The 20541-nt window shown below is 45.0% G+C and carries 18 protein-coding genes; 6 read left to right on the top strand and 12 right to left on the bottom strand.

Features of this window, described 5'->3' with window-relative positions:
- Positions 1-16 precede the first annotated feature (16 nt).
- The gene (locus tag ABE021_RS08240; RefSeq protein ID WP_430288000.1) at positions 17-955 is read right to left on the bottom strand and encodes a magnesium transporter CorA family protein; all 939 of its coding nucleotides are present in this window, start codon (positions 953-955) and stop codon (positions 17-19) included.
- 271 nt (positions 956-1226) lie between these two features.
- Between ABE021_RS08240 and ABE021_RS08235 the strand changes: the two genes are divergently transcribed.
- Complete coding sequence (locus ABE021_RS08235; RefSeq protein WP_430287999.1) at positions 1227-1859, top strand: CBS domain-containing protein; 633 nt, start codon at positions 1227-1229, stop codon at positions 1857-1859.
- Between the two features lie 50 nt (positions 1860-1909).
- On the opposite strand, the gene ABE021_RS08230 is transcribed toward ABE021_RS08235, so the two are convergent.
- The gene (locus ABE021_RS08230; protein WP_430287997.1) at positions 1910-3091 is read right to left on the bottom strand and encodes an MFS transporter; all 1182 of its coding nucleotides are present in this window, start codon (positions 3089-3091) and stop codon (positions 1910-1912) included.
- Positions 3088-3708, bottom strand: coding sequence for a TetR/AcrR family transcriptional regulator (locus ABE021_RS08225; RefSeq protein ID WP_430287996.1), 621 nt, complete (start codon positions 3706-3708; stop codon positions 3088-3090). The genes ABE021_RS08230 and ABE021_RS08225 overlap by 4 nt, the downstream gene beginning before the upstream one ends.
- A 178-nt stretch (positions 3709-3886) precedes the next feature.
- On the opposite strand from ABE021_RS08225, the gene ABE021_RS08220 reads away from it, so the two are divergent.
- From ABE021_RS08220 to ABE021_RS08210, 3 genes are all read left to right on the top strand, one after another.
- Positions 3887-5560, top strand: a complete 1674-nt coding sequence (locus ABE021_RS08220) for an ABC1 kinase family protein (protein WP_430287995.1) — start codon at positions 3887-3889, stop codon at positions 5558-5560.
- A gap of 156 nt (positions 5561-5716) precedes the next feature.
- Entirely contained in the window at positions 5717-6829 is a 1113-nt protein-coding gene (locus ABE021_RS08215; protein ID WP_430287994.1) for an ABC transporter ATP-binding protein, read from the top strand.
- 177 nt (positions 6830-7006) lie between these two features.
- Positions 7007-8419 (top strand): glycine betaine ABC transporter substrate-binding protein, encoded by a 1413-nt coding sequence (locus ABE021_RS08210; RefSeq protein ID WP_430287993.1) that lies wholly within the window; start codon positions 7007-7009, stop codon positions 8417-8419.
- Between the two features lie 63 nt (positions 8420-8482).
- On the opposite strand, the gene ABE021_RS08205 is transcribed toward ABE021_RS08210, so the two are convergent.
- Positions 8483-9511 (bottom strand): YeiH family protein, encoded by a 1029-nt coding sequence (locus ABE021_RS08205; RefSeq protein ID WP_430287992.1) that lies wholly within the window; start codon positions 9509-9511, stop codon positions 8483-8485.
- Between the two features lie 107 nt (positions 9512-9618).
- Between ABE021_RS08205 and ABE021_RS08200 the strand changes: the two genes are divergently transcribed.
- Positions 9619-10527, top strand: coding sequence for a LysR family transcriptional regulator (locus tag ABE021_RS08200; RefSeq protein WP_430287991.1), 909 nt, complete (start codon positions 9619-9621; stop codon positions 10525-10527).
- A gap of 522 nt (positions 10528-11049) precedes the next feature.
- On the opposite strand, the gene ABE021_RS08195 is transcribed toward ABE021_RS08200, so the two are convergent.
- Entirely contained in the window at positions 11050-12426 is a 1377-nt protein-coding gene (locus ABE021_RS08195; RefSeq protein ID WP_430287990.1) for an FAD-binding oxidoreductase, read from the bottom strand.
- 124 nt (positions 12427-12550) lie between these two features.
- On the opposite strand from ABE021_RS08195, the gene ABE021_RS08190 reads away from it, so the two are divergent.
- Entirely contained in the window at positions 12551-13096 is a 546-nt protein-coding gene (locus tag ABE021_RS08190) for a YusW family protein (RefSeq protein ID WP_430287989.1), read from the top strand.
- Positions 13097-13135: 39 nt separating this feature from the next.
- Here the strand turns inward: ABE021_RS08190 and ptsP are convergent, their stop codons facing one another.
- The 7 genes from ptsP to ABE021_RS08155 all read right to left on the bottom strand — a co-directional run bounded on the left by ptsP (position 13136) and on the right by ABE021_RS08155 (position 20520).
- Positions 13136-14845 (bottom strand): phosphoenolpyruvate--protein phosphotransferase, encoded by a 1710-nt coding sequence (gene ptsP, locus ABE021_RS08185; protein WP_430287988.1) that lies wholly within the window; start codon positions 14843-14845, stop codon positions 13136-13138.
- Positions 14842-15108: a phosphocarrier protein HPr gene (locus ABE021_RS08180; RefSeq protein WP_191688761.1), complete on the bottom strand. Its 267-nt coding sequence runs from the start codon at positions 15106-15108 to the stop codon at positions 14842-14844. The genes ptsP and ABE021_RS08180 overlap by 4 nt, the downstream gene beginning before the upstream one ends.
- A 21-nt stretch (positions 15109-15129) precedes the next feature.
- On the bottom strand, positions 15130-15852 hold the full coding sequence (locus ABE021_RS08175; RefSeq protein WP_430287986.1) for an SIS domain-containing protein: 723 nt from the start codon (positions 15850-15852) through the stop codon (positions 15130-15132).
- A 5-nt stretch (positions 15853-15857) separates the two neighbouring features.
- Positions 15858-16580, bottom strand: coding sequence for a GntR family transcriptional regulator (locus ABE021_RS08170; RefSeq protein WP_430288188.1), 723 nt, complete (start codon positions 16578-16580; stop codon positions 15858-15860).
- A gap of 32 nt (positions 16581-16612) precedes the next feature.
- A complete protein-coding gene (gene nagA, locus ABE021_RS08165; RefSeq protein WP_430287985.1) occupies positions 16613-17776 on the bottom strand; it encodes an N-acetylglucosamine-6-phosphate deacetylase in 1164 nt (387 codons plus the stop codon).
- Between the two features lie 69 nt (positions 17777-17845).
- On the bottom strand, positions 17846-19756 hold the full coding sequence (gene nagE / locus ABE021_RS08160; protein ID WP_430287984.1) for an N-acetylglucosamine-specific PTS transporter subunit IIBC: 1911 nt from the start codon (positions 19754-19756) through the stop codon (positions 17846-17848).
- Between the two features lie 206 nt (positions 19757-19962).
- Positions 19963-20520 carry a PTS sugar transporter subunit IIA gene (locus tag ABE021_RS08155; RefSeq protein ID WP_430288187.1) on the bottom strand — a complete coding sequence of 186 codons (558 nt, stop codon included), beginning with the start codon at positions 20518-20520 and terminating at the stop codon, positions 19963-19965.
- Positions 20521-20541: the final 21 nt, after the last annotated feature.

The raw sequence follows: 20541 nt of genomic DNA, 5'->3' as shown, positions 1-20541 counted from the left end.
TCAGTCTCCTCTGCATTCACTTGAAAATGGATTTGTTCGACTTAGTTTTAAGAATTTCACCCATCCATCCTTTCTTTTTTAAATAAAAGTAAAGTCCCAATGTAGTGGACAGAATGACGGTGAGTCCAAAGGCGTAACCATGGGCCCACTTAAACTCCGGAATAGATTCAAAGTTCATTCCCCAGATTGCTCCGAATACCGCAGCAGGGGTGAAAATTGTCGTGATTACTGTAAGCGTCTTGATAATTTCGTTTCCCCGCTGATTCGATACAAGGCTTTCCATATCTGTCAGAGCTTCCACTTCTTGACTGTACTCCCTAATGAGCATACGGATCCGTTTTATTCTTGTGCACAACCTCTTGTATTCAAGTTCCCCGAGTTGGTCTTCTTCAAAAGTCTCTTCTAGCGTCATTTGAATCTCGACTACCGGGATGACGAGATTATTCCAAACTATCAACTCATGCCTGCTTTGAGCGATTCGTTCTAGCAACTCCATGTTATTATTGTCTTTAATTCCCCAGATCATCTCCCTTAGCCGATATTCAAACTGATCAATTTGTTCCAGGAATTTGTGCAGCACCGCGTTAAGAAGCACGATAAACGCCTGAGGTGCATTTTCTGACTTGACCAGTTTCCGCTCCATTTCTTCACGCGCTTCTTTCGGGAACAACTCATGATTTAACTCTGACGTCAACAGGGTATCTTTCGTAAGGAAAAAAGAAAATGTGTTATTGTCATTTTTACTCTGCATGCTTTGTTCGTATGTCAGCCTACCCCATAGTGCCTCTTCGTCTAGGACAGCGGTAAAGTTTCCGATGACGTCCTGTTTGTTTTTTTCAAGAGTTTTCAACCATTTACTGCTCATATGTGATTGGTTGGTGAGTTCCGCTTTCAAATCAGTTTGCTGTTCAACCTCAATCCATTCCCAGTTGTCGTGCTTATATGAAAAATACAAGGTGAGCCCTCTCTTCCCCACAGTTCTTTTCTATAGTTTACCTGTTCTTCCTAGTGAAGCAAATTTGGGATGGAAGATTCACTTCCCAAAAACGGGAAGAACTAATTATCGTGTGGCGACTTCGTCACTAGCAAGACTTTCCGGTCTCCGTCCTATACAATAGAAGGTGGACGACGCAATTGAAAATACCTTGCTCAATGCTTTCCGTTTCACTTATAATGAGATTGACAAAACATTTTGAAATGATTGAAAACTACTGGAGGGATTATGAATGCGCGTACGAGACTTACTTGTTTCAAGAAATTATGTAACTACAGTAAATGACAAAGATACTGTAACGGAAGCACTCGATAAAATCAGGAAAAGCGGTTTTCGTTCCGTCCCTGTCGTGGATGCTAATGACCACTACAAAGGCATGATCTACAAGATCCACCTCATTGAATATTTGTATGAACAGAACGGGGATGCAGACGCTACGTTGGATACCATTGTCAAACACAAAGATGACTGCATAGAAGAGACTTCCTCATTCTTGGATGCACTGTTAAAAATCAAAGCACTTCCTTTCATTTCTGTCACCGATCACGGAAAACTTGTCGGAATTCTGACGCACAACAAAATCGAAAGTGTATTCCAAGATGCGTTCGGTGTTAAAACAGGCGGGCTGAATCTAACGATCTCTTCTACAGAAGCTCGGGGAATGATTGAAAAACTGGCTCGAACACTTCGTGGGGAAAATATTGAAGGCATGCTGACACTCGATAACGGTTCCGTTCTTGTCAGGCGTGTCGTTCTGACTCTCGAAGGGGAAAAAACAGAAGATGAAATTGAAACACTCAAGGTAAAACTTGAAAAATCAGGTTTCCGTATTCTTCAAATGGAACGTCTAGAAAAACAGCTTTAATAGGACAAACGGACAGGTCACCTCAATGGCCATGTCCGTTTTTATGCATGTTATACAGGCTCTTCTTTTTTAAGTGAAGGACCATTTTTTGAATTCATGATAATTGCAACTACTCCTATGATGACTACACTTACTACCAATACTGAGCCAATGAAGAAATATTGGAAACGGATTGTAGGGTGTCCCATAGTGCGTGCGATGGAATCCAGCACGAGTGGCGAACTGAACTGACCGATATAAATACAGCTAGACACGACTGCAATGACCCGGTCACTGTTCAATGGGTTGACCAGACCGAGTGCTTTGACATTAATGAGCGGGAACAGAATACCTTGCCCTAGACCAACGAAACATACTGCTGCTAGAATCACGGGAATGGAAGATGTTAACGCGAGAGTCCCGAACGCCAAGCCCATAAACAACAGACTTAAAGGAATAAGAAACTTCTTTAACGCATCCTGCAGCTGCGCAAGCGTTAAGCTTGTAATCATCCCGCCAATTGTCGTAAATGATATGACAGCGCCGGCCACACTAGACCCTCCCAGCTTTCCTTGCTCCAGGAAGAGCGCCATATTGGTCGCAATTCCATAGTAGACGAGCATAATACCTCCTGAGGCAAGTGCGTATCCATAAACCGAAAGAGGCAATTTCTTTTTAGGACCCGATCCGTGGGGCTGCACAGGTTCATTCTTCGGCAAGAAGAAGTAGACGAGTACGAAGATGATTGCGCCCATCCAATAGACGTTGAAAGGAACCTTCCAGCCAAATGTCGCTAGGAACCCGGCAAGCGTCATTGTGACGATCCCTCCCAGGTTACTGAATGCAGAACTGTATCCCATCATTTTCACTTGTTCTCTTCCTGCAAAGTGATCGCTAATAAGAGAAATGGATAGAGGCATGACAAGACCTACCCCTGCGCCAAGGACAAATCGGAAAGCGAGTAACGTTTCAATCGTATTTGTGAATTGAGCGCCTACACCACTGACGATATAGATCGTCAAACCAATCATGACAATCGCACGTTTGGAAATTTTGGTCGTTAAATAACTGGATACAAACGAAAACGGAATAATGATTAACGAAGGTGCCGTTAATATGAGCTTGATCAGTATCGGATCGGCATCCGGAAAGTTCGAAGCGATCAGACCTACCGCTGGTGAGATTGCAGCGCCTGCCATCACAGTTGCCATTGCAATCGAAATAATCGTTGGTGCCAACATTCTTTTGTTCATAGACAGACTCCTCCATCCCCTGTTTTTTTTAGCTGTCTTAACACTTTGTCAGTGGATAGCTCCACGGGGTTTTCTGTTCGTGCATTCCATAATAATAGACCATGAGCTAACGCCAAATGATAGGTTGCCAATTCTTCAGGATCTCCTTCTATGAATTGCCCTTCTTCTTGGCCTGTCTTAATAATGCTGCTAATCCCATCCACCGCTTCTTTATACAATGAAACAATTTCTTGTTTGACGAGCTCATTCAAATGATCGGAATACAAAGCTTGCAGCACAAGAATATGTCGGTAAACCCCTTCCCGAATAGAACCCGAATGCGTCGCTTCCGTCAGCCACTCCATTTTGCCAAGTGCTGTCATTTCAAACCGAGCTGCCTCTTCTACCAAGTCGATGAAGTCGTAAAGGATATCTCGGATGACCTCTATATACAATTCTTCTTTTGAAGTAAAGTAATGATAAAAAAGACCGTGACTGAGTTTTGCATTTGAAGTGATATCACTAATCTTCGCAGCAGCAAACCCTTTTTGGCTGAACATCTGAATGGCGGAGCGTCTTAATTCTTGTTGACGCTGGTCGCGGATTTCCTTAAACTGTTCCTTATTTCTTGGACTCATTTCATGCATTCTCCGTCTCTTTTTTATTGGTTGACTGACAAGTCAATGTGGAACAGTATATGTTTTTTGGTACTTCTTGTCAAGATGAGTTGAAGCGATTTCCATAATAATGTTCCACATTTAGTGTTTAACCGGATGCTTAATTGGGTACATGTATTAGTTGAATGGAGGTGTTGGTTTGATTAAAATTTCCATCCGCAGAACGTATAGATATCAGGAAATAGTAAATACTTTCTTAAAAAATGGATTTAGCCACATACTCTTCCGTCTAGGAATTACAGAACGAAGAGCTGCAGCAAAGATGAAGAACGAACCTCTGGATATGAACCTACAGAATATAGGGCAAAAATTGAACAGAACTTTGCAAGAACTCGGCCCGACATTTATCAAGTTAGGTCAAATCGCTAGCACACGACGTGACTTGATCCCCATTGAAATTATACGTGAACTTGAAAAACTACAAGACCATGCCGAGCCATTTTCGTTTGAGGAAGTCCAGCAAATTATAGAAAAAGAGCTCGGAAAACCATTGGATGAACTATTTGAATCTTTCAACGACAAGCCACTTGCAACCGCATCAATCGGCCAAGTCCATGCTGCCTTCTTATACAATGGTGAAAAAGTGGCCGTAAAGGTTCAACGGCCCGACATCCGACAAACCGTGGATACCGATTTGTCCATCCTTAAGGAAATCGCGACCATGATTGAGAATAATACGGATTGGGGTAAGTTATATGGCGTACGGGCCATTATTAACGAATTTGCGGAATCACTGCTCTGTGAGCTCGATTACGGAACGGAGGGAAGGAATGCTGAACGAATCTCGCGACAAGCGAAAAATGATTCTTCTGTATACATCCCTAAGATCCACTGGGACTTTTCCTCTAAAAAAGTATTGACGATGGAAATGATTGAGGGGATAAAGTCCAATCATATCGATGAGCTCGATGAACAAGGATATGATCGGAAACTACTCGCTAGGAAACTTGTGAATACCATGTTCAGTCAAGTACTTGATCATGGATTCTTCCATGGGGATCCCCATCCTGGAAATATATACATAATGCCTGGGAATGTCATTTCATTTATCGACTTCGGAATGATCGGATTCATGGACGATCATCTCAAACTCCAGTTTGCAAAGCTGATTATGGAATTGGAACAGGGCAGTACGAAGGGCATCATCAAAGTATTGGATGCTATGGGGATATTACATGACGAAACGGATATCAAGAGCCTGCAAAAAGATTTAGGATTGCTCAAAACAAAGTATTACGATGTACCTTTGCAAAACATGAGTCTCGGTGACATTTTCGTGGAGCTGTTCGGCATTGCCTACCGTCACCAAATTAAAATACCGAGTGAAATTACAGTTTTAGGAAAAACGATATTAACCTTGGAAGGACTGATTTCCAAGCTGGATCCCACTATGAGTATCATGGAAGGTGTAGAACCTTTCGGAAAGAAACTTATCAGAGAATACTATAGTCCCACTTCCCTACTGAAATCAGCTTGGGAGAGTGTGAGTGAAAACGCAGAGATTCTCGCTAATATCCCTCGCGATTTCAAAGACATCAGTACAGCCGCCAAAAAAGGGAAGTTGAAGCTGGATATTAATCTACGGCAGACCAGTTTTATTCTCCGGCGTATGGACATCATTAGTAATCGTCTTGCGTTCAGTGTCATCCTCCTGGCGTTCAGTATTCTGATGACAGGGCTGATCATCGGTTCTGCCATTGCTGGAGAAAATAATATGTTACTGAACCTTCCTGTTATTGAGGTCGGTGCGATTGTCGCATTTTTAATGTTTGTGTTTCTTCTCTTTTCCATTTTCAGATCAGGAAGAATGTAGCGACTAGTCCACTCTTTAGAGACTTAGTCGCTTTTTCACACCCTTTAGCAAGTAACCGATTTCACTAGGTAAAAGGGATCGGTTTTGCAATTCCGCTCCAATACGGCTAGTGTTAGTAGAGGAACAATTTCGAAAAACGAAAAAGGAGGAAGCTAATTGATAACATTCAAAAACGTGTCAAAAAAATATCCAGATGGATTTGAAGCGCTCAAAAATTTGACCTTCGATATCCAGCAAGGTGAATTATTCGTACTGATCGGTCCGAGTGGCAGCGGCAAAACAACTACTATGAAAATGATTAATCGGTTAATCGAGCCTACCGGTGGAGAGATTAAAATTGACGGAAAAAGTGTCTCATCTGTCAACCCTGTTGAGCTCCGCAGAAGTATCGGTTATGTCATTCAACATATCGGTCTGCTGCCACATATGACCATCCGCGAAAATGTCGGCCTCGTCCCTCAACTCAAAAAAATGGAGGAAAAAGACTACCACCATAAAGTGGATGAACTGATGATGATGGTCGGATTGGACCCAGTCACGTATGCAGATAGATATCCTCAAGAGCTGAGCGGCGGGCAGCAGCAGCGGATCGGTGTAATCCGTGCGATGGCCGCAGAACCTCAAATCATATTAATGGATGAGCCGTTCAGTGCGCTTGACCCCATAAGCCGTGAACAGTTACAAGATGAATTAGTCAAACTCCAGCGAGATGTGAAAAAAACCATCGTATTCGTAACACACGATATGGACGAAGCTCTCAAAATTGCCGATCGTGTGTGTATTATGAAAGACGGGGAAATCGTTCAAGTCGACTCTCCCGAAGCGATTTTACGTCGTCCAGCAAATGAATTTGTACGAAATTTCATCGGAGAAGATCGCTTAAACGAAGCGGTTGTACTTCCCTCACTAGAATCACTTCTTATTAAACCCATCTCTACTCTTTATAAAAGAGGTTTAGCAGAATCACTGAAAACGATGCAGAAAAAACGTGTCGACACCTTGATTGTCGTTGACGAAAAAGATCATTATCTTGGCGTGGCATCTATCTGGGATGTGCAAAAGCATTTTAGTGACGAAACGCTTACGTTAAACGATATCAAAAAAACAGATCATCAGAAGTTCTATATCGATGAACCCGTCGGAGAAATTTTCACGAAGTTAAATGAATCAGGTTATTGGTTTGTCCCTGTAGTGGATCGAGATGAAAAGCTATTGGGTCTCGTCAGCCGATCAAGTCTCGTTGAGTACATCGTTGATGAACTGCTTTAATCTGAAGAAAACACATGTTGACAGGAGGTCTTTACCATTAACGAAATATGGAATGATACAGTAGATGTCTTTACAAATCGATGGCCCACTATCTGGAGCCTATTTCTTGAACACGCGACCCTTTCTTTAATTTCCATCGGAATTGCAATCCTCATCTCAGTTCCCCTAGGTATCATTTTGACACGCAACACCAAAATAGCTGAGCCGATCATCGGGGTCGCTTCTGTGCTTCAAACCATCCCCAGCCTGGCCTTGCTTGTATTCCTTGTCCCATTTATGGGGACCGGCAAAGCACCTGCCATTATTGCGCTCACCATTTACGGCTTACTCCCAATTTTGCGCAATACATATATCGGTATTCGCGGTGTTGACCGCGCCACTGTAGAAGCAGGGATCGGTATGGGTATGACGAGCCGGCAAGTGCTTACGATGGTGGAATTACCGCTTTCGTTAGGTGTCATCATGGCCGGTGTACGAACAGCAACTGTTTTAATTGTCGGTGTCGCTACTATTGCCGGGTTAATAGGAGCTGGCGGACTTGGAGATCTCATATTCCGCGGTCTGCAAACATATAATTCAGGTCTCATCCTTGCAGGGGCAATTCCATCTGCCTTACTAGCAATCGTACTTGACTTCATCTTAAAAAAGGTAGAAGGAATGGCACAACCGGGTAAACTTTCCCGGACAGCGAAAAAGAATATTACACGCGGTGCAATTGCCGTCGTAGCAGCCATTGTCCTAGTATTTGCTGTTACCTCATTCACAGGAGATACAAAGGACACGATTACGATTACCGGTAAAAACTTTACTGAACAAGAAATCATGGTCTTTGTGCTAGGGCATCTGATTGAAGAGAAAACGGATTTGGACGTGAAATACGAATCATTCCTCGGCGGTTCCACTCTCGCTTTTGAAGGACTTCAACAAGGCAGTTATGACGTCTATGTAGAGTACACAGGTACGGGTTTGATGAACTATTTGAAGGAAGATGCTATTAACGACCCAGACAAGGCTTATGATTACGTAAAGAAAGTATTCAAAGAAAAGTATGATCTCGTTTGGCTCGATCCGATCGGCTTTAACAATACGTATACACTCACTGTGCGGCAAGAAGATGCAAAGAAATACGGTCTTGAAAAAATGTCCGACTTGAAAAAGACTGCCGATTCCATGGTACTTGGCACAGAGCCAGAGTTCCAAGAGCGAAAAGATGGATATCCAGGCTTCCAAGAACTTTACGGATTTTCGTTTAAAGAAGCAAAAACAATGGATACAGGCATTATGTATAGCGCTATTAAAAACGGAGATGTCGATGTCATCGATGCATTCGGTACCGATGGACGCATTCCAGCTTTCAACTTAAAAGTATTGGAAGATGACAAAAAACTGTTCCCTCCTTATTACGCAGCTCCACTCATCCGTCAAGATGTACTGGACAAGCATCCTGAATTGGAAGAAGTTCTGAATATGCTAGCTGGCCGAATCGACGATGAACGCATGCAAGAGCTGAATGCTCGAGTCGATATTGACAAAGAGGAATATGAAACGGTTGCCGTCGACTTCTTGAAAGAAGAAGGATTGATCGAGTAATGCTCAAAAAACCACGTAGAAGGGAAATTCCTTTCTACGTGGTTTTTTTGGAAAAGCCATCGATTAGACGATGAAATATGCAATGACTGAAAGCAAAATCGATGTGACGGTCATTGCAGCAAGCGGGCGAAGTGCTCGAGCGCGCAAATCGCGCAGGCTTACATTCAATCCCAAACCAACCATAGCTGCGGTTAAGAGCCAAGTCGTCAAGACTGAGATGAAGTCATACACTCCATCAGACACTGGGATGATTGGCCCGAACACATAACTTCCGAGGACACTTAAAATGATGAAACCGACTAGGAACCATGGGAACTCGATTTTCGAGTCCGCTTCGTCGGTTCCTTTACTTTTCCGTTTCATAATTGCGATGAAGATGAAGCAAAGCGGTACAAGCAGGAATACGCGTCCGAGTTTCGCAAGGAGTGCGATGGCAAGCCCATCTTCACCTGCGGGGGCTCCTGCTAGCGCGACGTGTGCCACTTCATGCAAGCTGATGCCTGACCACATACCGTACTGGATTGCATCGATTGGCAAAAATGGCCGTAAAATCGTATAACCGATGGCAAACACTGTACCCATCAATGCAATGATTCCGACACCGATTGCTGTATCTTCATCCTTTGCCTTCACAATCGGTGCAACTGCCGCAATCGCAGCGGCCCCACAAACTCCTGTACCCACTCCAAGTAAGAGCGAAATATTCTTATCCGCTTTAAACATTTTAGCGAGCCAGAGTGTCATGAAAATGGCAAATATGATGACACCGACATCACGTGCAAGCAATCCAAGTCCGTCGCTCAGTACGGTATCGATATTCAGTTTCAGACCGTACAGAATGATGGCTGTCCGCAATAATCGTTTAGACGAAAATGCGATTCCCGGCCGGATCGCTTCCGGATATCCGAAGAATTGTCGGAAGACAACGGCGATGATAATGGCAGAAGCGAGTTGACCAATATGGTCAAAACCTGGTAACTTGGCTAGCAAGTAGCCTAAAAATGCGATAAAAAATGTAAATGCAACCCCGCCGATCCAAGCACTCGATTTTGAAAGCTTTTTGGGTGATGGGGATAATGATGATGAATTCATGCGTAACACCTCCTGTGGTTAAGTATACGCTCACATTTTTCATAAGGAAAATAACAATATATAATAGCTATCATAAGTAATTACATATATGAGAACGAGGTGGGTATATGGATCAAAGTTTAAATGTATTTGTCACCGTTGCTGAAAAGAAAAATTTTTCACGCGCAGCTGAGGACCTCCACATGACACAACCCGCTGTGAGCCAGTATATCCGTTCTTTGGAAGAGACGATGGATGTACGTTTGCTGGAAAGAACGAATAAATATGTCCGACTGACAAAGGCCGGCGAGATCGTCTATCATCATGCGAAAGAAATTGTGGGTTTATATGGGCGCATGCACCATTTGGTCAATGACCTATCGCATGAGGCGAGCGGAAAACTTTCAATCGGGGCCAGTTACACATTTGGTGAATACGTGCTACCTCATATATTGGCTCGTTTGTTGGTGGATTATCCTCGTATTCAACCTGAGGTGACAATTGGCAATACGGCAGAGATCGCAGACCAAATCATGAGCCGGCAACTTGATGTAGGAATTGTTGAAGGTCGATTCAAAGAGAATCGAACACTGACATCGCAAGATTTTGCAGAAGACCGGATGATCATCGTCGCTTCGTCAGACCATCCGCTTGCTGTAAGGACAAAGATGATTGAATGGAAGGAATTGGCTGACCTCACTTGGATAATCCGTGAAGAAGGCTCGGGTACTCGAGAAGCTGTGGAATCTGTCTTCGAACGTTTCTCAATCACTCCCTCCCGAACGATGCAGTTCAGCAGCACTCAGCCTATCAAGGAAGCCGTCGAAGCAGGTCTGGGAGTCAGCTTATTGTCAGAGTGGGCTGTACAAAAGGAAATCCGTTATGGCGATTTAGTGCAGCTATCCGTGAAAGGCTTCCCATTTGTCAGACAGTTTTCGATTGTAACCAGTTCTCCATACCAGACAAAAGCGCTGCAAGTCTTTTTGGAGCTGTTGCTCAATAATCATGAGCTGACGTTGGTTCGAGGAAAGGAATAGAGTCGCTGTCTGTTTTTGGATGTCAATCGACTTCTTAAGGTTTAGAGATTTAATTGGCAGCGCTTCGCTTGTTTAGGTATAGGATATTTCGCTGTAGAGCTAATTCTGTAGATTGAATGATGTTTTCTTCAGGGACGAAGGTGGATTGTGGGGATTTATGAGCGCTTTTACTGGGTTATGATCACTTTTCTGGCTTTATGAGCGCTTTCCCTTCGTTATGATCATTTTCCTGGCTTTATGAGCGCTTTCCCTTCGTTATGATCATTTTCCTGAGTTTATGAGCGCTTCCTCTCCGTTATGATCATTCTCCTGAGTTTATGAGCGGCTTTCACTCCATTATGATCACTTTCCTGAGTTTATGAGCGTTTTCTCTCCGTTATGATCACTTTCCTGAGTTTATGAGCGGCTTTCTCTCCGTTATGATCACTTTCCTGGATTTATGAGCGCTTATTAACTTCTACCAGCATTATGACTTTTCACTTCACGCAAAAAAGGGCTTTGCAAAAGCCCTCTCCACTTGCATCACTTGATTAATTTTCCTGGGTTCATGACATTCTCCGGATCCAGCACTTGCTTGATCTTCAGCATGACGTCATACGCAGCACCGTGTTCATCGCGCTGGTATTTCTGTTTGCCTACACCGACACCATGCTCGCCTGTGCATGTCCCGCCACAGTCGAGCGCACGACGGACGATGGTTTCATTGTACTCATCAGCGATCTTGAGTTCTTCCGCATTTTCATGATCGATCATTAGCAACACGTGGAAATTACCATCCCCTACGTGCCCTACGATTCCGCCTTCGAGTCCTGTTCTGTCGAGTTCCTCGCGAGCAAAGACGACGGCTTCCGCTAATTTGGAAATCGGAACACAGACATCCGTAAGCATCATTTGTTTACCTGGGAAGCCATGTGTATAGGCATATGCGGCATTATGACGTGCTTCCCATAAGCGATTGCGACTTGCTGTTTCCGTTTCGAACAAGATTTCTTTGCAGCCGAAGTCTGTGACAATTTCTTTCGTGAAGGCTACATCTTGGGCGAGACCTGCTTCGTTTCCATGAAACTCCAAAAAGAGGGTGGGCAGTTCTGCATAATCTGTTTCACTATACGCATTCACTTGGCGAATGGATTCCGTGTCGACGAGTTCCACTCGGGCAATGGGAATCCCAGCTTGCAAAATTGCAGGCACCGCCTCAATAGCGTTCGTAATGGACGTAAATGTCGCACGTGCTGCTGTAGTCATTTCCGGAATTCCAAAAACACGGAGTGTCAGTTCCGTAAAACAACCAAGAGTACCTTCTGAACCGACAAATAATCCATTCAAATGATAGCCTGAGGAAGATTTGGCTGCTTTGTTCCCAGTGTGAATCACTGTTCCGTCTGCTAAAACCACTTCCAGATCCCTCACTTGATCACGCATGACTCCGTATTTCACGGAGGTTGTTCCGCTCGCATTCGTTGCTGCCATGCCACCAAGTGTAGCATCTGCTCCTGGGTCGACGGAGAAGAACAGCCCGTGCTTTTTCAACTCTTTGTTCAATACAGAACGAGTCACGCCAGGCTGTACAGTCACCAGCATGTCTGAAGGATTCACTTCAAGTATTCGATTCATCTCAGTGAAATCTATTGTAATCCCATGCTCATAAGGGATGACATGACCTTCCAGACTGGAACCGACTCCAAACGGAATTACAGGGATGTTCAAATTCCCTGCCGATTTCACTATGCGGCTCACCTCTTCAGTACATCTAGGGTACACCACAAGATCGGGTAAACTTGGCGTATGATACGATTCGTCCTTGCTATGTAAGTCACGTACTGTCTCATTCCTCGATACTTGCTCCTGTTCTAAAAAACCAATCAACTCGACAAACAGCTCGTCAACTGAAGAGTTCATCCAATCAAATCCTCTCGCTCAAATTTTTTAAGTAGTCATTCAATTATAACTCATTCTGAGCTGTTTGTATTTTGATAAATAGGGCACACTATAAGTAATGCATATACATTAGGAGGAATTCATCATGAAGAAATCTACATCAATCGCAGGAAGTGTACTTGCGACAGCTTTACTTCTAGGCGCGTGTGGCAACAATGACACGACTCCAAAAAAGGATACGACAACTGAATCTGGAACCGTCACTGATGAGTCCGCTAACAACAACACCTCTTCCGGTACAGGCGAATCCACGGACACCACTAACTCCACAGTCTCAGACAGCGACCAAGCCTACATGAAAGAAAAAATGGACAAACTGACCTATGACGAATTTGAATTGGAAGTCGATTATGGAAAAAACAAGGAATATGAAATTGAAATCGAACAAGACAATGGTAAGGTGGAAGCAACCGTTGACGATGAACTTACTAATACCGCTTTAAAAGGCAAGGAAGCATTTGACGAGATCTATCCTAAGCTGGAAAAGCTCGATATCACAGAAACCACGACAAAAGAACAAGTCATCCAACAAGCATTGGATGCATTCGGTTTAAAAGATGATTACGTAAAATTCGATATTAAAGTGACGATGCCTGATGGACAAAAAATCGAGTACGAAGAAAAGAAATAAGTAAAAGCGGAACCGTCAACCGGTTCCGCTTTTTCCTTTTCAGCTATGTGCTTTCACAAATTCAACAATCTTTTCAGACGTTTCCATCTGTAGAATTTCCGGGATATACCCTTCCCATTCCGCTTTGGAAAGGTCTGCGAATTGTGCCCGTGCTTTCAGAATGCTCGATGGGCTCATGGAGAACTCGTCCAGTCCCATACCGAGTAAAACCGGGATGGACAGTGGATCTCCTGCTACTTCACCGCACATACCTACCCACTTTCCTTCTTTATGAGCGGCTTGAATCACATTGTGAATCAGGCGTAAGACAGAAGGATGATTCGGCTGATACAAATACGAAACCGTTTCATTCATGCGGTCTGCCGCCATCGTGTATTGAATCAGATCATTCGTGCCGATTGAGAAGAAGTCGACTTCTTTTGCAAACAAATCTGCAATGACCGCTGCGGCAGGGATTTCCAGCATCATCCCTACTTCATACGAATCACTGACTTCGATGCCTTCAGCCTGCAGCTTCTCCTGTTCCTCCAGTAACATGCCTTTTGCACGCCGGAATTCTTCCAGCGTTGCAATCATCGGGAACATGATTTTCAAGTTGCCGTGAACACTTGCGCGTACCAATGCACGCAACTGTGTACGGAACATCTCTTCATGTTCAAAGCAAAGACGGATGGCACGCTGTCCAAGGAATGGGTTCATCTCTTCAGGTGTGCTGAAATAGCTCAGTTCCTTGTCGCCGCCAATATCGAGCGTCCGGACAACTGTTGGACGTTCTCCCATGGAAGTCAGAACGGTTTTGTAAGCATCGTACTGCTCCTCTTCCGTAGGGAAATCGCTTTTACCCATGTAAAGGAACTCAGTACGGAACAATCCGACACCTTCCGCTCCGTTTTTATCCGCTAACGGCAAGTCTTCGGTTGACGCAATATTCGCCCCTACTTCAACATGATGACCGTCACTCGTGACAGTCGATTCAGAAACAAAACGTTTCAACAGTTCCTTATCTTGCTCGAATGTCACTTTTTTCGCTTCATAAGCTTGTGTTTCTTCGTCAGTCGGCTCGAGTAATACTGTTCCGTCTGTACCATCGACAATCAGAGAGGTTCCCTGTTCAATCGACTCCATTGCAGTTTTCGTTCCGACAACCGCCGGAATTTCAAGCATTCTGCCGAGAATCGCAGAGTGAGACGTGCGCCCTCCGATGTCGGTGACAAATCCTTTGACGAATTGTTTGTTCAACTGTGCCGTGGCAGAAGGAGTCAAGTCGTCTGCAATGATGATCACTTCTTCATTAATCGTAGAAGGATCGGACACATGGACGCCTAACAGTTTAGCCAGGAGACGCTTTGTCACGTCGCGTACGTCTGCAGCACGTTCTCTCATATATTCGTTGTCCATCGCTTCAAACATAGCGGTGAAGGTATCTGCAGCCTGTTGCAAGGCATATTCTGCGTTGATGCCTTTTTCGATGCTGCCTTTCACGCTGCTCTCCAGCTCAGGGTCGTTCAATACGAGTAAATGCGCGCTGAAAATTGCCGCTTTGTCTTCCCCGAAGTTTTCCGCAGCTTTTGCCCGGATTGCTTCCAGTTCAGCTGCCGCTTCCGCTTTGGCAGCATCAAAACGTGCAATTTCAAGATCCGGCTGTTCGATAGTGAGTTTTTCGACTGTAAGGTCCGGTGCTTCCAAACGGTATGCTTTGGCGATCGCTATGCCGTCGGATACTCCGATGCCTGTTATCGTCTGTTTCACTCGCCGATGCTTTCTTTTTTCATAATGTCATCCACTTTTGCGATCGCCTCTGACTCGTCAGCGCCGTCTGCTGTAATTTCAACTTGTGCACCGGATTCAATCCCCATGCCCATAACGCCCATGATGGACTTTAAATTGGCAGTGCGCTCATTGTACGTAATTGTGACATCTGACTTGAATGGGGTGACTGCTGATACGAGCATAGAGCACGGACGTGCGTGCAACCCTTCGCTGCTAGTAATTGTGTACGTTTTCTTTTCCATAACTGAATCTCTCCTTTTAAGTCAAAACTGGATGCGGTCGCTGTAGTGCGCGACGAGTGCATCATTATGTGATTCGTTTCCTTCTAAATTACCGCTCTTGAAGACTGGCGGTTCCATTCCATTCGCACTCATTTGTACGACAACCTCACAGAACAAAGCGTGCAGCAATGCATTCCCAACTACTGAGGACGCAGGACCGCACTGGATAGTGTCAATGTGCATGATACCGTCACCTGGAGGGACTTTCGTATCCAGCACAGCTGACACGCACGCTTCCAGTCGCTTGCCCGAAGTATGATGAGATGGATGTTCTTTTTCAGTATACAATAAAGACTGAATGGAAACCGTATAAGCGCCTTGTGAATTCGCAAATTCCGCCATATCGATCGGCACAGGGTTACGGCCTGAATTCGAAATGATAATCACCGCATCATTGGGCCGAATATCGAGGCTTGGTAAAAAGGTTTTGCTGAATTCAGGATCTTTTTCGTTTGTGGAAGACAACAACGCCCCTTCGTGCAACATCAGAGGACCGATGGATATGGGCTGAACACATGCTAGACTTCCAGCCCTGAAAAAGCCTTCCTGCGCAAGCAACTGGGAATGCCCCGAGCCGAAAAGATGAATGATTCCACCTTGTGCAATTCGATGGGCCAGTTGGACAGCAGCCCGTTCCAACGGCTCTTTTGCTTCACGTCCTGCTTCTGTTAAACGTGCAGTGATTTCACTGATATATGAATTCATGATATTCACCTTCCGATTTCACTAATGAATTTATAACGATCTGCCCGATACGTACTGCGAACGACTTCGAAAATGCGACCATCCTCCAGCGTACTGACACGTTCGATGAGCACAACTGCAGCAGGAAGTGCAATTTGCAAATATCCGGCATCTTCCGTTTTTGCAAGGGCTGCTTCCATCCGTTGCGTCGCTTGTCCAATCACCAATTTCTCTTGGGTTTCGATGAACGCGTATAAGGATCCTCGCAGCGCATCCTCAGAAAGTGAAGGGAACAAATCCATTGGCAGATAGGAGCGTTCAATCGCCATCGGAGTGTTATCCGCATAGCGGATGCGGACTACTTTATGAACGTACGCTTCTGCAGATAATCCGAGCCGGGCAGCAAGTTGAGGGTCCGGATGGATTTGGCTGAAGCTGATCAGTTTCGTTCCTGGAACGAAACCTCGAGCTTTCATGTCTTCTGTAAAACTCGTCAATCCGTTAAGCGGCTGCTCCATCTTCTCTTCCGCCACAAACGTACCACGACCTTTTTCACGATATAGTAACCCATCCTTCACTAAATTCGTAAGTGATTGGCGGACTGTCATGCGACTCACTCCAAACATGTCCGCCAATTCCCGTTCAGATGGAATGAGAGATTTTACAGGGTAAACGCCTTGAGCGATCTGCTCTTTTAAATAATCTTCAATTTGAACGTAAATCGGAATAGCTGATTGCTTATCTAACATGATGCCACCGCCAATCCGTTCTTTCAAACACGTCACAACACTCCATTACGGTCATACCCGATTACACCGCCACAAATCGTATGCATCACCGTCCACTCTTTATCGAGTATGACGACATCTGCATCATTCCCGGCAGCCAGGCTTCCTTTTTTCGTTAGACCCAATTGTCGTGCTGCATTCCCTGAAGAAATCTTCGCAACTTCAAGTGGGCCGATCCCTAATGTACGGACGGCATTTTTAACGGCATGTTCCATCGTCAAAATGCTCCCCGCAAGTGTACCATCCGAGAGACGTGCATCCGTTTCTGTAACATGGACCGGTTGTCCGCCAAGCTCATATTCACCCGGTTCCAGTCCTTTTGCACGCATGGCATCCGTTATGAGAATCAGTCTATCCGCACCTTTGACCCGGTATGCCAGTTCAACTGCTTTCGGATGACTGTGGATGAAGTCCGCGATCACTTCCGTATAAATGTCATCAATAAGGAGCGCCCCGCCAATCGCTCCCGGCTCTCTGTGATGGAACGGGGACATCTGGTTGTACAGATGCGTGGCTTGCACAGCTCCCGCTTGCGCTGCCTCTTCCATCTGAGCGATCGTTGCATCCGTATGACCCATCGAAGCAACAATGCCTTCCGCAGCCAGCTTTTGAATGAATGACAATCCATTCGGCTCTTCCGGCGCGAGTGTAACCATGCGGATTTTACCTTCAGCTGCTTGCTGCCAGGCATCGAACTGTTCCGCATCAGGCGGGCAGATATGTTCAATAGGCTGGGCACCGGCACGCTTCGGCGAAACGAACGGCCCTTCCAAGTGAACGCCTAGCATGTGTGCTTGTCCGGCACTGGTAGTGAATGCCGCCGCATTTTTCAGCGCAGCTTCAATCGCTTCAGGGGATTGCGTCATGGAAGTCGCTAAAAACGATGTTGTCCCTTCTTTAGGAAGGACATCAGCCATCGTTTCCAAAGCTTCTTCTGTCGCATCCATGACATCCGCTCCAGATGCTCCATGAATGTGCATGTCGATGTATCCCGGCAATACATAACCGCCATGTGCGTCGATCTGTTGGTCAGCTTGTCGGTTTATAGAGGTTCCAACTTCCTGAATCACACCATTCTCTATGAACAGTTCACCTTTCTCAATGATTCCCTCTGGTGTCACTACGGTTCCGTTTGTCAGTAAAATTGTGTGTGTCATTGCTGTCCGCTCCTTAAGAAAATACGCCGGAAGAGTGACTGTCGTCTCTCCCGCCGGCGTAATCAGTTATTATTCATCAACCTTGACGATTGAATCCGTTCCTTTACGTTGGAACCCTTTTTTCAAGATGTGCAGGTTGGCTTTTTCCACGTTTGTGAAAATAACCGGTGTTACAACGGATGGGGCGTTTGCTTTGATGTAGTCCAAGTCAATATTCAACAGGGCATCGCCTCGCTGAATGAGCTGACCATTTTCCACAAGCAATTCGAATCCTTCGCCTTTTAACTTAACTGTATCAAGTCCCACGTGAATGAGAATTTCTACACCTGTATCTGTTTCAAGACCGATTGCGTGTTTTGTCGGGAAGACACTGACGACTTTGCCGTCAATTGGTGAATGAATCGTTTTCCCTTTCGGCATGATACCGAAACCAGGCCCCATCATTTCTTTTGCAAATACGTCATCTGGAACTTCCGACAACTCGATGATGTCTCCATCGATCGGCATATGGAAATCAGATGCTGGTAATACTTTCACATTGTGCGGCTGTGTATCCAGTTCCATGGACTCTTCAGTCTTTGGAGCCGGGTTACCGTTCTTCATACGTCGTTTCATCGCTTCAGCTAAGAATTCAACAGCTGTCCCGATTACCACTTGAACGTTTGTTTTACTGATTTTCATGTACCCCATGGCACCATAACGTTTCAATTCTTTTTCATCGACAACATCAGAGTTTTTGACTGTTAAGCGTAAGCGGGTTGTACAGTAGTCGATGGCTTGAATGTTATCAAGACCACCAAGCGCTTCAATTGTATGATACGCCTTCACTTCAACAATATCATCGCTGTAGACTGCTGTATCTTCCACCATATCTTCATCGTCTTCACGACCTGGTGTTTTCAAGTCCAGTTTCACGATGAGGAAGTAGAAAATTACAAAGTATAGCGCACCAATTACGAGACCTATCGGAATAAGGAGCAGCGGATTTTGAGCTAATCCAAAGTTCAGGACATAGTCAATCGCACCTGCTGAGAATCCAAAACCATGATGGACGTCAAACATATACGATATCATCATGGATGCACCGGTCAGCAATGCGTGAACGATGTATAGAACTGGTGAAAGGAACATGAACGCAAATTCGATTGGCTCTGTAATACCTGTAAGGAAAGAAGTGAATGCGATACTGAATAGCATTCCGCCGACAATCGCTTTCTTTTCCTTTTTAGCTGCGGCATACATTGCAAGACACGCTGCCGGAAGACCGAACATCATAATCGGGAAGAAACCGGACAAGAATGGTCCTGCTGTTGGATCTCCCTTTAGGAAACGGTTGATTTCCCCTTTGACCACTGCACCGCTTGCATCTGTGAACGTTCCAAAGTCGAACCAAACCACTGTATTGATCACGTGGTGAAGGCCCGTTGGAATCAGTAGACGGTTCAAGAACCCGTAAGCGCCTACTCCAAGAGTCCCTGCTCCAAGTACCCAGTTACCAATACCGTCAATTCCACTTTGGATCGGTGGCCAAGCGTAGATTAAGATTCCTGCAAGTGCAGTCATTGCAGCTGCTGTGACAATTGGAACAAATCGTCTCCCACCAAAGAAGGCGAGGAAATCTGGAAGTTTAATGTTATAAAAACGGTTGTAAAGCAGTCCTGCTACGATACCGGAGATAATACCTCCGAATACACCCATATTCGATGCATCACCTAGGATGGCTTTCATAGAGCTCGTTAGCACTAAATAACCGACTGCACCGGCTAAAGCCGCTCCACCACTATTATCGTGCGCAAATCCCATTGCGATACCAATTGCGAAAATAAGTGCTAAGTTACCAATGATTCCATCTCCTGCTGCCGCAATGAATGGAATGCCAAGCATGTCGTCCTGCCCAAGTCGCAAAAGCAATGCAGCTGCGGGCAAGGTCGCAATCGGAAACATCAAGGATTTCCCGATGCGCTGAATAAAGTTCATCATGTTCTTCTCACTCCTTTTAAGTTATCTTACTATTCACTATACCGGTAGACCGGTCTAGTTGTCTATACCAATTAAACCAAAATACCAGAAAGAATGTAAGCGTTTTTACGAATTTATGTTTAAAAGTTTGAAAGTATGCATGAAAAAGCGAGTGCAGAGAGATCTGCACTCGCTTTTTCTTGTAAGTTTCCAACTGGGTTTATGGCTCAAGGATCTACACGGATGATTCCGCTCGTACCTTTAGTTTGTTTACCTTCTTTTAACAAATGGATATTCCCTTTTTCGGTATTCGTGAAAATAACAGGCGTCACTGCTGAAGGTGCATGTGCTTTAATATAGTCCACATCGATCTTAAGCAGCGCTTCTCCCCGGCGGATTGTCTGCTCATTTTCAACCAATAGATCGAAGCCTTCGCCATTCAACTTCACTGTGTCGAGACCCACGTGTATCAGGATTTCAACACCTGATGACGACTGGAGTCCAATTGCATGTTTCGTCGGAAACACGCTCACGACTTTACCATCAACAGGTGAACAAATGGTATCCCCCGTCGGGTCAATCGCAAATCCAGGCCCCATCATTTCTTGCGCAAAGACGGGATCAGGCACTTCAGACAAAGGAAGAACAGTTCCATCGACCGGCATGATAAAGTCCTCTTCTCTCATTCCCTTTTCTGCACTGGCTTGCGATGCAGGCGCCTGTTTTTCTTCAGCTGGATTTTCCCCTTTTAACGACTGTGCCACCTTTTTAAAGAAATTCGCCATTTCTTTCACTCTCCTTCTTCC

This window comes from Sporosarcina gallistercoris, from assembly GCF_050459885.1.
Classification (GTDB): domain Bacteria; phylum Bacillota; class Bacilli; order Bacillales_A; family Planococcaceae; genus Sporosarcina; species Sporosarcina gallistercoris_A.
This window is presented reverse-complemented; position numbering and strand designations above follow the sequence as displayed.

Excerpts from the sequence above, each read along its gene's own strand:
- ABE021_RS08235 (WP_430287999.1), top strand. The coding sequence starts at position 1,227 with ATGCGCGTACGAGACTTACTTGTTTCAAGAAATTATGTAACTACAGTA.
- ABE021_RS08230 (WP_430287997.1), bottom strand. The coding sequence starts at position 3,091 with ATGAACAAAAGAATGTTGGCACCAACGATTATTTCGATTGCAATGGCA.
- ABE021_RS08225 (WP_430287996.1), bottom strand. The coding sequence starts at position 3,708 with ATGAGTCCAAGAAATAAGGAACAGTTTAAGGAAATCCGCGACCAGCGT.
- ABE021_RS08205 (WP_430287992.1), bottom strand. The coding sequence starts at position 9,511 with ATGAATTCATCATCATTATCCCCATCACCCAAAAAGCTTTCAAAATCG.
- ABE021_RS08200 (WP_430287991.1), top strand. The coding sequence starts at position 9,619 with ATGGATCAAAGTTTAAATGTATTTGTCACCGTTGCTGAAAAGAAAAAT.
- ABE021_RS08195 (WP_430287990.1), bottom strand. The coding sequence starts at position 12,426 with ATGAACTCTTCAGTTGACGAGCTGTTTGTCGAGTTGATTGGTTTTTTA.
- ABE021_RS08190 (WP_430287989.1), top strand. The coding sequence starts at position 12,551 with ATGAAGAAATCTACATCAATCGCAGGAAGTGTACTTGCGACAGCTTTA.
- ABE021_RS08180 (WP_191688761.1), bottom strand. The coding sequence starts at position 15,108 with ATGGAAAAGAAAACGTACACAATTACTAGCAGCGAAGGGTTGCACGCA.
- ABE021_RS08175 (WP_430287986.1), bottom strand. The coding sequence starts at position 15,852 with ATGAATTCATATATCAGTGAAATCACTGCACGTTTAACAGAAGCAGGA.
- ABE021_RS08170 (WP_430288188.1), bottom strand. The coding sequence starts at position 16,580 with ATGTTAGATAAGCAATCAGCTATTCCGATTTACGTTCAAATTGAAGAT.
- nagA (WP_430287985.1), bottom strand. The coding sequence starts at position 17,776 with ATGACACACACAATTTTACTGACAAACGGAACCGTAGTGACACCAGAG.
- nagE (WP_430287984.1), bottom strand. The coding sequence starts at position 19,756 with ATGATGAACTTTATTCAGCGCATCGGGAAATCCTTGATGTTTCCGATT.
- ABE021_RS08155 (WP_430288187.1), bottom strand. The coding sequence starts at position 20,520 with ATGGCGAATTTCTTTAAAAAGGTGGCACAGTCGTTAAAAGGGGAAAAT.